This is a genomic window from Achromobacter animicus, assembly GCF_902859585.1.
Taxonomy (GTDB): domain Bacteria; phylum Pseudomonadota; class Gammaproteobacteria; order Burkholderiales; family Burkholderiaceae_B; genus Achromobacter; species Achromobacter animicus.
On sequence record NZ_CADIJM010000024.1, the window covers coordinates 40,399 to 52,111 of the forward strand.

10 protein-coding genes are annotated in these 11,713 nt (G+C 65.5%); 8 read left to right on the forward strand and 2 right to left on the reverse strand.

Annotated elements, in window-relative coordinates:
* Positions 1-2: 2 nt before the first annotated feature.
* Positions 3-905, reverse strand: a complete 903-nt coding sequence (locus tag HV681_RS26790) for a LysR substrate-binding domain-containing protein (protein WP_175126128.1) — start codon at positions 903-905, stop codon at positions 3-5.
* A gap of 93 nt (positions 906-998) precedes the next feature.
* Here HV681_RS26790 and ggt point away from each other — a divergent pair, with 93 nt between their 5' ends.
* The 5 genes from ggt (at position 999) to HV681_RS26815 (ending at position 8,018) form a co-directional block, all read left to right on the forward strand.
* On the forward strand, positions 999-2,627 hold the full coding sequence (gene ggt / locus HV681_RS26795) for a gamma-glutamyltransferase (RefSeq protein ID WP_175126129.1): 1,629 nt from the start codon (positions 999-1,001) through the stop codon (positions 2,625-2,627).
* Between the two features lie 47 nt (positions 2,628-2,674).
* On the forward strand, positions 2,675-4,186 hold the full coding sequence (locus HV681_RS26800) for an ABC transporter substrate-binding protein (protein ID WP_175126130.1): 1,512 nt from the start codon (positions 2,675-2,677) through the stop codon (positions 4,184-4,186).
* 129 nt (positions 4,187-4,315) lie between these two features.
* Positions 4,316-5,260 (forward strand): ABC transporter permease, encoded by a 945-nt coding sequence (locus tag HV681_RS26805; protein ID WP_056316436.1) that lies wholly within the window; start codon positions 4,316-4,318, stop codon positions 5,258-5,260.
* Positions 5,257-6,135 (forward strand): ABC transporter permease, encoded by an 879-nt coding sequence (locus tag HV681_RS26810; RefSeq protein WP_175126131.1) that lies wholly within the window; start codon positions 5,257-5,259, stop codon positions 6,133-6,135. Before HV681_RS26805 ends, HV681_RS26810 begins: the two co-directional genes overlap by 4 nt.
* A 14-nt stretch (positions 6,136-6,149) precedes the next feature.
* Complete coding sequence (locus HV681_RS26815) at positions 6,150-8,018, forward strand: dipeptide ABC transporter ATP-binding protein (protein WP_175126140.1); 1,869 nt, start codon at positions 6,150-6,152, stop codon at positions 8,016-8,018.
* A 544-nt stretch (positions 8,019-8,562) separates the two neighbouring features.
* On the opposite strand, the gene HV681_RS26820 is transcribed toward HV681_RS26815, so the two are convergent.
* Positions 8,563-9,216, reverse strand: coding sequence for a LysE family translocator (locus HV681_RS26820; RefSeq protein WP_175126132.1), 654 nt, complete (start codon positions 9,214-9,216; stop codon positions 8,563-8,565).
* A gap of 184 nt (positions 9,217-9,400) precedes the next feature.
* On the opposite strand from HV681_RS26820, the gene HV681_RS26825 reads away from it, so the two are divergent.
* From HV681_RS26825 to HV681_RS26835, 3 genes are all read left to right on the forward strand, one after another.
* The gene (locus tag HV681_RS26825; RefSeq protein ID WP_175126133.1) at positions 9,401-9,937 is read left to right on the forward strand and encodes a YaeQ family protein; all 537 of its coding nucleotides are present in this window, start codon (positions 9,401-9,403) and stop codon (positions 9,935-9,937) included.
* Positions 9,938-10,126: 189 nt separating this feature from the next.
* A complete protein-coding gene (locus HV681_RS26830) occupies positions 10,127-10,720 on the forward strand; it encodes a TetR/AcrR family transcriptional regulator (protein WP_175126134.1) in 594 nt (197 codons plus the stop codon).
* Between the two features lie 116 nt (positions 10,721-10,836).
* Entirely contained in the window at positions 10,837-11,529 is a 693-nt protein-coding gene (locus HV681_RS26835; RefSeq protein ID WP_175126135.1) for an SDR family oxidoreductase, read from the forward strand.
* The last annotated feature ends 184 nt before the right edge of the window (positions 11,530-11,713 follow it).

The following is an 11,713-nucleotide window of genomic DNA, read 5'->3' on the forward strand; positions in this document are numbered from 1 at the left end:
CCTCACGCGGCGGTTTGCGGTTCGCGTGCGCGGAAAGCCTGCGCGCACGCCTCGCAGATCGCCGCCGTGATGCCCTGGCGGGCATGCTCGCGGCGTTCCAGCATCCCGATGGAGCGCGACAGGGGCCCCAGGTCCTCAGGCAGGTAGAAAATCCGCAGTTCCGGGCTGTGCTGCCAGTTCGCGCCGTTGATCAGCGGCAGCAGCGTCACGCCGACCTCCTGGCGCACCAGTTCCACCAGCGTCTCGATGGCGTTCAGTTCCAGGAAGTCGTTGACCGGCACCGCCATGCGCCGCAGCAGGCGGTCGATCTGCAGCCCGGTGCGCTGGGTCCGGTCAAAGCGCAGGAAGGGATTGCCCGCCAACACCTCGCGTGCGTCCTGGCCGGCTGCAGAACGCGGCGCGATCACCACCATCTGCTCTTCATATAGCGGCGTCCAGCGCGTGCTGGCCATCTTGCGGCCGGCTTCCACCAGGAACGCGGCGTCCAGCTCACCGTCCTCCACCTTGCCCGCCAGTTCGCTGGCCTTGCCCGACAGGATGCGCACGTCCAGCTTGGGATGGGCCTTCTTCAGCCCCGAGATGACCTTGGACAGCGTGCCCATGCAGGACACGATGCTGCCCACCGACACCGATCCGGCCAATTCGCCGGGCGCGGTGCTCGGGCGCCTGAGTCTGTCGTATAAATCCAGCAAGTGCTTGATTTCGGGCAGCAATTCGCGCCCGGCCGCGTTCAGGATGGCCAGGCGCCCGCTGCGGTCGAAAAGTTCTCGTCCCAGCTCGGCTTCAAGCGACCGCATCTGAAAGCTCACGGCCGCCTGCGTCAGGGCGACCTGCTCGGCGGCCTCGGAGAAGGAACCGTGGTGCGCGACCGCCAGGAACGTGCGCAGAAATCGGATCGTACTCATAAAAAATTCTTTTATGACGGAACAAAAAATCAAATTGATTTAATTAAAGCACGAGAGTAACTTCGCCCGCTTAACCGTTAAGAGACCCGCCACATGAAAACCTTCGACTGGGCCAACCCGTATCCTTCCGTTCGCATCCCGCTGTTCGCCCGCAACGTGGTCTCCACGTCGCACCCGCTGGCGGCCCAGGCGGGGCTGCGCATGCTGCTCAAGGGCGGCAACGCCGTGGACGCCGCCATCGCGGCCGCAGCCACGATCGTCCTGGTCGAACCGGTCTCCTGCGGCCTGGGCGGCGACTGCTTTGCCATCGTGTGGGACGGCAAGGAGCTGCACGGCCTGAACTCGTCGGGCGTCGCGCCCGCCGCCTGGAACACCGAATACTTCAAGCGCAAGTACGGCACCGGCGACAACGGCCTGGCCATCCAGCCCAAGCGCGGCTGGGACTCGGTCACGGTCCCCGGCGTGGTGGCCGGCTGGGCCGCGCTGCATGAAAAGCTGGGCAAGCTGCCGTTCGAACAGCTGTTTGAACCCGCCATCGAGATCGCCGAGCGCGGCTACGCCGTGCCGCCCGTGGTGGCGCACAAGTGGGCCGCCGCCGCCGAAGAACTGAAGTCGCAGCCCGGCTACGCCCAGGCCTTCCTGCCCGAAGGCCGCGCGCCCAAGGTCGGCGAGCACTTCCGTTTCCCCGACGCCGCCAACACGCTGCGCCGCATCGCCGAATCCAAGGGCCGCGACTTCTACGAAGGCGAGCTGGCCGAGCGCATCGCCGCCTTCAGCAAGGAATGCGGCGGCGCGATGACGCTGGAAGACCTGCGCGGCTACCGTCCGGAATGGGTCAAGCCCATTTCCAAGTCGTACCGCGGCTACGAGCTGCATGAAATCCCGCCGAACGGGCAGGGCATCGCCGCGCTGATCGCGCTGGGCATCGTCGAACGCTTCGATATGGCCGACATTCCCGTGGATTCGGTGCAATCGCAGCACATCCAGATCGAAGCCATGAAGCTGGCCTTCGCCGATCTGTACAAGTACGTGGCCGACCCGCGCGCCATGCAGGTCACGCCCGAACAGATGCTGTCGGACGCCTACCTGGACAGCCGTGCCAAGCTGATCCGTCTGGACCAGGCCACCCATTTCGAAGCCGGCCGTCCGCACGCGGGCGGCACCATCTACCTGACCGCCGCCGACGAAAACGGCATGATGATCTCGTTCATCCAGTCCAACTACATGGGCTTCGGATCGGGCGTGGTCGTGCCGGGCACCGGCATCAGCATGCAGAACCGCGGCGTGGGTTTCTCGATGGATCCCAAGTCGGCCAACGTGGTCGAAGGCGGCAAGCGCCCGTTCCACACCATCATCCCGGGCTTCCTGACGCGCGGCGGCAAGCCGGTCATGAGCTTTGGCGTCATGGGCGGCGACATGCAGCCCCAGGGCCACATGCAGACCGTGGTTCGCATGATCGACTACCACCAGAACCCGCAAGCCGCGTGCTGCGCCCCGCGCTGGAAGGTCAACCGCGACTTCACGCTGGATATCGAGACCAATATGAAGGCCTCGACGATTGCAGGTCTGAAGGATCTGGGCCATGCTCTGAAATCCGTTGACGATCCCTACATGGACTTCGGCGCTGGCCAGTTCATCTGGCGCATGGCCGAAAGCGACAACGAACTGGGCTACGTCGCCGCCAGCGACAGCCGTCGCGACGGCCAGGCGGTGGGTTTCTAAAGCGGTTCCTGATACCGGCAAATGCAGCAACAAGGGGAATAAACACAATGAAACGCTTGACCATGACCTTCGGCGCCAGCCTGCTGGCGCTGGCCGCCGGCGCCGCCAGCGCCCAGAACATCCGGATCGGCCTGCAGGAAGATCCCGATGTCCTGGACCCGCACCGCGCCCGCACCTACGTGGGCCGCATCGTGTTCACGTCGCTGTGCGACAAGCTGGTGGACATCGATCCCAAACTGCACTTCGTGCCGCAACTGGCCACCTCGTGGTCGTTCAGCGACGACAACAAGGTGCTGACCTTCAAGCTGCGCGACGACGCGCTGTTCCACGACGGCACCAAGTTCGACGCGGCCGCGGCCAAGGCCAACCTGGACCGCGCCATGAGCCTGCCGGACAGCCTGCGCAAGGGCGAGCTGCGCTCGGTGGCCAAAGTAGACGCGCCCGACGCCACCACGCTGGTGCTGACCCTGAAAGAACCGGACGCCACGCTGCTCGCGCAACTGTCCGACCGCGCCGGCATGATGCTGTCGCCCAAGACCTTCTCGGACGACGTCGCCGCCGTGGGCCGCAAGCCCATCTGCTCGGGCCCGTATAAATTCGTCGAACGCATCCAGAACGACCGCATCGTCCTGGAAAAATTCGACCAGTACTACGGCGCCAAGGACTACGCGTTCAAGCGCGTGACCTTCCTGCCCATCCCGGACACCACCGTGCGCCTGTCCAACCTGCGCGCCGGCGACCTGGACATGCTCGAACGCCTGAATCCGTCCGACGCGCCGCAGGTCAAGAACGACGCCAGCCTGACGTTCGCGCCGGTTGCGGGCCTGGGCTTCCAGCAGTTCATGTTCAACGTGGGCAACGGCAAGCGCGCCGAAGACAACCCGTTCAAGAACAAGCTGGTGCGCCAGGCGTTCCAGTACGCCATCGACCGCAACGCCATCAACGAAGTGGCCGGCGGCGGCATCTTCGAACCCGCGCAGCAGCCGTTCCCACCCGCCAGCCCCTATCACAGCGACAAATTCCCGGTCACCCAGCGCGACGTGGCCAAGGCCAAGAGCCTGCTCAAGCAGGCGGGCGTTGACCGCGTGAAGGCCGAGCTGGTGTTTGGCAACAACACCACCACCTCGTCCATCGCCGAAATCGTCCAGGCCATGGCTGCCGAGGCGGGCTTTGACCTGTCGCTGCGCCCGACCGAATACGCGGCGCTCCAGAAGGAAGCCTCGGGCGGCAACTTCCAGATCGTGATGCTGGGGTGGTCCGGCCGGGTCGATCCCGACGGCAACATCCACGCGTTCGTCACCTGCAAGGGCGCACTGAACGACGGTCACTACTGCAATCCGGAAGTCGACAAGCTGCTGAACCAGGCTCGCACAGTCCCGGACGAAGCCAAGCGCAAGGCCATTTACGACCAGGCGCAGGCCATCATCCAGGACGAACTGCCCGGCGTGTACAACTACTACCAGCCGTGGCCCTTCGTGATGGGCAAGAAGGTCCAGGGCTTCACGCCCTATCCGGACGGTATGATCCGGCTCAAGGGCGTGACGTTCGCGCAGAAGTAATGTTGGGGCGGCGAATGCCCGCCGCGCCCGCCGGACGCGCCTTGCGCGTCCGGTTGTCGTTTGCGGCGGACGCGCATCGGGCCCTGTCCGGCCGGCGCCGTCCGTCGTTCCTGTCTTACGGTTTCCCACATGCTTAAACTCATCTTGCGCCGCGTGATCGTCGCGATCCCGACACTGATACTGGTGTCGATGATCGTGTTCATGCTGCAGAAAATCCTGCCCGGCGATCCGGTGCTGACCCTGGCCGGCGAAGAGCGCGACCCGGCCGTCCTGGACTACCTGCGCGACAAATACCGCCTGAACGACCCGTTGCCGATGCAGTACGCGGCCTGGGCCGGGCAGGTCCTGCAAGGCGATCTGGGCAAGTCCCTGCGCACCGACGTGCCCGTCACGACGCTGATCGCGCAAAAGCTGCCCGTCACCCTGCAACTGGCGGCCATGGCGATGTTCTTCGCGCTGCTGGTGGGCATCCCCATGGGCATCATCGCCGCGGTGCGTAAAGGCAAGCCCGTCGAAATGGGCGCCAACATCGCGGCGCTATCCGGCATGTCCATTCCCAACTTCTGGCTGGGCATCATCCTCATCATGGTGGTGTCGGTGCAGTGGAAGCTGCTGCCGGCCTCGGGCTACGTGTCGCCGTCTGAAGACTTCTGGCTGTCGATAAAGACGATGCTGATGCCGTCGCTGGTGCTGTCCACGGCGATCGCGGCGTATCTGATGCGGCATACGCGGTCTTCCATGCTGGAAGCGCTGTCGGCGGATTACGTGCGCACCGCCCGCGCCAAGGGCGTGTCACCGCGCAGCGTGGTGCTGCGCCATGCGCTGCGCAATGCGCTGATGCCGATCGTCACGCTGGTGACGCTGCTGTTCGGCGAACTGCTGGCGGGCGCCGTGCTGACTGAGCAGGTCTTCACGATTCCGGGCTTTGGCAAGCTGGTGGTCGACGCGGTGTTCACTCGCGACTACGCGGTGGTGCAGGGCGTGGTGCTCTGCGTGGCGGTGGGCTTCATCCTGATGAACCTGCTGGCCGACATCCTGTACATCCTGGTCAATCCCCGCCTGAGGCACTCATGAGCGCAATTCCTGCAACGGCCGCAGCCGTCACGCCGCCCCGCAGCCGCAATCGCGCGTGGGCCAAGTTCAAACGCAACCGCATCGCGATGCTCGGCCTGGGCATCGTGCTGTTCTTCGTAGTGGTGGCCGTCCTGGCCCCGTTCATCGTCAGTCAGGATCCCCTGCAGACCAGCTTCACCACCATCCGCAAGGCGCCGTCCGCGGCGCATTGGCTGGGTACGGACGAGCTGGGCCGCGACATCTACAGCCGCATGGTGTACGGCGCACGCGCCTCGCTGATGGCGGGCCTGGTGTCGGTGCTGATCGCGCTGATCGTGGGCGTGCCGTTCGGCCTGGCCGCGGGCTACTTCGGCGGCTGGACGGACAGCTTCATCTCGCGCGCCACCGAGGCGCTCCTGGCCATTCCCTTCCTGATCCTGGCGATTGCGCTGGCCGCCTTTTTGGGACCCAGCCTGACCAACGCGATGATCGCCATCGGGGTGTCCGCCGCGCCCAAGTTCATCCGGCTGACACGGGGGCAGGTGCTGGCGGTCAAGAACGAGGATTACGTGCAGAGCGCCCGCGCGCTGGGCGCGTCCGACCTGCGCATCATCGGCCGGCACGTGTTCCCCAACGTGATGCCGCCGCTGATCGTGCAGGCCACCATCACGATCGCCACGGCCATCATCGCCGAGGCCAGCCTGTCCTTCCTGGGTCTGGGCCTGCAGCCGCCGACGCCGTCGTGGGGCTCGATGCTGAACACGGCCAAGAACTTCATGACCCAGGCGCCCTGGATGTCGATCTTCCCCGGATCGGCCATTTTCCTGGTGGTGCTGGGCTTCAATCTGCTGGGTGATGGGCTGCGTGATGCGCTCGATCCGCGTCAGGAAAAGTAATCGATATGGCAACCATGGATTCCAACCGTGTCGTACAGGTCAATGACCTGACGGTGCGGTTCAAAACGCCCGAACGCACCGTGGAAGCGGTGCGCAATGTTTCCTTTCACGTGAACCGCGGCGAGACGCTGGCCATCGTGGGCGAGTCGGGCTCCGGCAAGTCGGTGACGTCGCTGGCGCTGATGCGGCTGGTCGAGTATGGCGGCGGGCACATCGCCAATGGCGGAATGCTGCTGCGCCGGCGTAGCGGCGAGGTGCTGGATCTGGTCAGCGCGCCCGATTCGACGCTGCAGCGCGTGCGCGGCGCGGACGTGGCGATGATCTTCCAGGAGCCGATGACGTCGCTGAACCCCAGCTTTACGGCGGGCAATCAGATCGCCGAGGCCCTGCAGCTGCACCAGGGGCTGGACGCGGCGGCGGCGCGGGCGGAAACGCTGCGCATGCTGGAACGGGTGCGCATCCCTGAGGCGCGCGCCATTCTGGATCGCTATCCGCACCAGTTGTCGGGCGGGATGCGCCAGCGCGTGATGATCGCGATGGCGCTGTCGTGCAAGCCGCAATTGCTGATTGCCGATGAACCGACGACCGCGCTGGACGTCACCATCCAGGCGCAGATCCTGCAACTGATCCGCCAGCTCCAGGAAGAAATGGACATGGGCGTGATCTTCATCACGCACGACATGGGCGTGGTGGCGGAAGTGGCGGACCGGGTGCTGGTGATGTACCGGGGCGACAAGGTGGAAGAGGGCGGTTCGGACGAGATCTTTGCGCGTCCGCAGCATGCCTACACGCGGGCGCTGCTGTCGGCGGTGCCGCGGCTGGGGGCGATGCAGGGCACGGACGAGCCGGCGCCGTTTCCGCTGTTGAAGGTGGACGAGGCGGTGCGGGTGCCGGATCCGGCCAGGCTGGTGGACACGCCGGTGGCGGCGCCGTCTACGGTGCGGCGCGAGAATGGTCCTGTGCTGAAGGTTCGGGATCTGACGACCAGCTTCGACATTACCGGCGGCATTCTGGGCCGGGTGCAGAAGCGGGTGCATGCGGTCGAGAAGGTCAGCTTCGACCTGTATCCGGGCGAGACGCTGTCGCTGGTGGGCGAGTCTGGGTGCGGGAAGACGACGACTGGCCGTTCGTTGCTGCAGCTGGTCAAGAGCAAGAGCGGGTCCATTGAATTCGACGGCAAGAATATCGGGGCGTTGCGGGGCAGTGCGATGCAGACGCTGCGCCAGCATATCCAGTTCATCTTCCAGGATCCGTTTGCGTCGCTGGATCCGCGGATGACGGTGGGCTATTCGATCATGGAGCCGTTGCTGATCCACAAGGTGGCGCGCGGTAAAGAGGCGCAGGACCGGGTGCGCTGGCTGATGGATAAATGCGGGCTGCTGCCTGAGATGATCGATCGCTATCCGCATGAGTTCTCGGGCGGGCAGCGTCAGCGGATCTGCATCGCGCGGGCGTTGGCGTTGAATCCGAAGGTGGTGATTGCGGATGAGTCGGTGTCGGCGCTGGATGTGTCGATTCAGGCGCAGATCGTGAATCTGCTGCTGGATTTGCAGCGTGAGTTGGGTGTTTCGTTTTTGTTTATCTCGCATGACATGGCGGTGGTGGAGCGGGTCAGCCATCGGGTCGCGGTGATGTATCTGGGGCAGATCGTTGAGATCGGGCCTCGGCGGGCTATCTTTGAGAATCCGCAGCATCCTTATACGAAGAAGCTGATGGCGGCGGTGCCGATCGCGGATCCGCAGCGGCGGCATCGGGAGCGGTCGCTGCTGGTGGATGAGATTCCCAGTCCGATGCGCAAGATTGGGGATGAGCCGTTGGTGGAGCCGTTGGTTGCCGTGGGGGATGGGCATTTTGTGGCTCGGCATGCGATTGGGGTTTATTGAGGCGGCGGTTTTTGTTGCTGCTGCTGTTATTGCTGTTGCTGCTTGCGGCGGTCGGGGTTCTTGAGACGCGGCCGGCGCCGGGCCGGGTGCGAGCGAGGGGCCACGATTGCGGTCCGGAGCCTTCGCTCCGGACGGCCCCTGCGTCATCCTCGTTGGCGCCCTCCGGCGCCTGCCTTCGGATTCCCTTGGGCGCATCGACGCCCCTCGCTCGCACCCGTCCCGTCACCAGCCGCTCCGTGAGTTGCTGGCGTTGGGTGGCGGGGCGGGTGGAGTTCTTGCGTTTTTGCCTCGGGCGGGGTGGGGCGAAGGTCTTGCGGGGTCGCCAAAATCGGCCGCGCGGGCGGCCTTCTTTGGCGTTTGGGTGTCTTGCGTCGTGGTGATGACGCTGCGCGCTGGTGGGGGGGGGGTTTGTCGTTAGACGCCTGTGCGCGCCCGCGCCGCTCTCAGGTGTCTGACACCCCTACGAGATGGGCGTGGTATTGCAGCCGGCCTGCCTGGGTGTCTGACACCCGTCGAAGCGCCAGCGTTGCTTCGAGCCTTTGAATCAGCGTTTCTCCAGCGCCAACCTCAACCCAAACGCAATGAACACCGCCCCGGTCACACGGTCCAGGCCGCGGGTGACTGCGGGGCGGGAAAGCCAGCGCGCCAGAGGCCGGGTGGCGGCTACCAGAAGGACGAACCACAGCATGCCGACGATCGCGTGGACCGTGGCGAGCAGCAGGCTGAAGCGCAGCACGTCGGCGCCAGCGGGGATGAATTGCGGCAGGAACGTGATGTAGAACACACCGACCTTGGGGTTCAGGGCGTTGGTAAGGCAGCCGCGCACGAACCAGCCGGTGGCGGATGTGCTGGGGCGGGCGGGGGTGGCCAGAATGCCGGAGGGCGACGCCGTCGCGGCTTTGCGGCGGGAACGCGTGCTCCACAGCAGCTTGACGCCCAGATAGAACAGGTAGATCGCGGCGCAGATGCGCAGGGTGTCGTAAGCCAACGTGGACACGGCCAGCAGCGAGCCGAGTCCGAATGCCGCGATGGCGCCCCATAGCAGGCAGCCGGCGCTGATGCCCAATCCGGCCATGAGGGCGCGGCGGCTGCCTTCGACGGCGGCGGTGCGCAGCACCAGGGCGTTGTCCAGGCCGGGGGTGATGGTCAGGATGGCGGCGGCCAGGGTGAAGGCGAGGAGGGCGGCGGTGGCGGTCATGGCGGGCGGGTCTTGAGGGCGTTGCCGGCTGGGGTTGCGGGCGCCCGGCAAGTGTAACGCCGGTCGCGGCGCCTGACTGCCATGAGGTCGGGGGCATGCCGACTCGGCACAGCCGCCTTGACGCCCGCACCGCCCGGTTATCATGGCGGCCTTCCTGCAATTCGCTTTTGAACGGACTTACGCCATGGCCCTGCGCGCCACCATCTACAAGGCCGACCTGAACGTCGCCGATACCGATCGCCACTATTACGGCAGCCACGGGCTTACCGTGGCGCGTCATCCGTCCGAGACGGACGAGCGCATGATGGTGCGGCTCTTGGCGTTTGCGATGCACGCGCAGGAGGAACTGGCGTTCACGAAGGGGTTGAGCGAGACGGATGAGCCGGATCTTTGGGTGAAGGATCTGACTGGGGAGATCAAGCTGTGGATCGAAGTGGGCCAGCCTGAAGAGCGCCGGATTCTGCGTGCCTGTGGCCGCGCCGATGAGGTGATCGTGTATTGCTATGGCGGGTCGGCCAGCAAGATCTGGTGGGACGGGGTGCGCAATAAGCTGGAGCGCACGCGCAATCTGAAGGTGGTGAATCTGCCTTCGGAACAGTCGAAGGCGTTGGGCAAGCTGGCCGAGCGCACGATGCAGCTGAACGCCAATATCTCGGACGGCGTGGTGTATTTCTCGGCGGAAAAGGGCGAAGTAACCATCGAGCCGGAAGCTTGGCGCTGAAAACGCAAAGTGACTGTCGAGCGTAGATCGGCCGCTGAAACCGCGAAGTGACCATTGGCCCGTAGACAGGGCGCTAAAACGCGACGTGACCATTTCGCCGCAGGGCTGGCGCTAAAAACGGGGTCGGGGCTTGCAAGCTGGAATATTGCGAGCGTAATATGACGATCATCATATTTCGGTGTTGCGATCATGTCCGCCTCCCGCAAGGAACAATCCCACGAACGCATTGTTGATGCAGCCGCCCGCGCGATCCGGCGCGCGGGGTATTCGGGGGTGGGCGTCGCGGACGTCATGAAAGAAGCCGGGCTGACGCACGGCGGCTTCTATGCGCATTTCCCGTCGCGGGATGCGCTGCTGGCGGCGGCGATGGAGCGTGCGGGGCAGGATGGCGCGGCGCGGTTGTCTCAGAGCATGGCGCGGCGCCGCGCCGAGGGCGCCAGTCCGTTGCGCGCCTGGGTGGAAGCCTATCTCAGCGATGCGCATCTGACCGGCTGCGAACGGGGGTGCCCGGTGGCGGCGTTGGCGTCAGAGATTCCCCGCCAGTCGGATGATGTGCGCGAGGCGGCCGCCGGCCGGGTGCAGCGGTTGCTGGAAGCGGTGCAACAGGTGCTGCCGGCTCAGCTGGATGAACACGCGGCGGCGGCGGTGCTCAGCACGTTGGTGGGCGCATTGCAGCTGGCCCGGGCGTTGGGCAATAACCCGAGCGGACGCGCAGTCCTGGCGTCTGCCCGCCACGCCGTTCTGGCGCAGTACGACCACGAGGGCGCCGCAGTCTCCCACTGAATGATTTTTCTGGCCGCGTTGCGCGGCCATTTTGCTGTCCTTAAATATGATGATCATCATATTTAGTCGTGCCGAAGCTGACTCATACCCACACATCACTTTTAGGAATACCGATCATGGAACTCAAGAACGCCGTTGTTTTCATCACCGGGGCCAATCGCGGCCTGGGTCTGACTTTTGCCCGCGAGGCGCTGGCCCGCGGGGCCCGCAAGGTGTACGCCGCCGCGCGTGATCCGTCTTCGATCACGCTGGAAGGCGTGGTGCCGGTCAAGCTGGACGTGACGCGCGCGCAAGACGTGGCGGCTGCGGCGGAGTTGGCGAAGGACGTGACGCTGGTGATCAACAACGCGGGTATCGCGGACTTCGGCGGATTTCTGACGCCGGGCAGCGTGGAGTCGGCACGCCGGCATCTGGACGTGAATCTGTTTGGGCCGCTGCTGGTGTCGCAGGCGTTTGCACCGGCGCTGGCCGCGAATGGCGGCGGGGCGATCCTGAATGTCCTGTCGATCGCGAGCTGGGTGAACAACCCGGTGCTGGGGGTGTACGGGATGAGCAAGTCCGCGGCCTGGGCGCTGACGAACGGGCTGCGCCAGGAGCTGCGGGGCCAGAACACGCAGGTGCTCGGACTGCACATGGGGTTCGTGGACACGGACCTGACCAAGGGCATCGATGCCCCCAAGTCCACGCCGCAGGCCATCGTGAGCCAGGCGTTTGATGCGCTGGAAGCCGGCGAGCAGGAAGTGCTGGCCGACGAGCGGACCCGCCAGGTCAAGCAGGGGCTGACCGCCACCCCGGCGGTCTATCTGTAAGCGCGAGGGCCAGGCCGACATGCGTAACCACTCCACATCAGCCGGCGCTTCCGAAGCAGGCTCGGGCGCCGCATTGGGCGGTGCAGCCTTGCGAGCTGACGCCGTTAACGCCGGCGCGGCTGCCGCAACCGGCCCCGTCCCGGCGAGCGCGCCCGGGCACGCCGCAACCGGCCCCGCCCCGGCG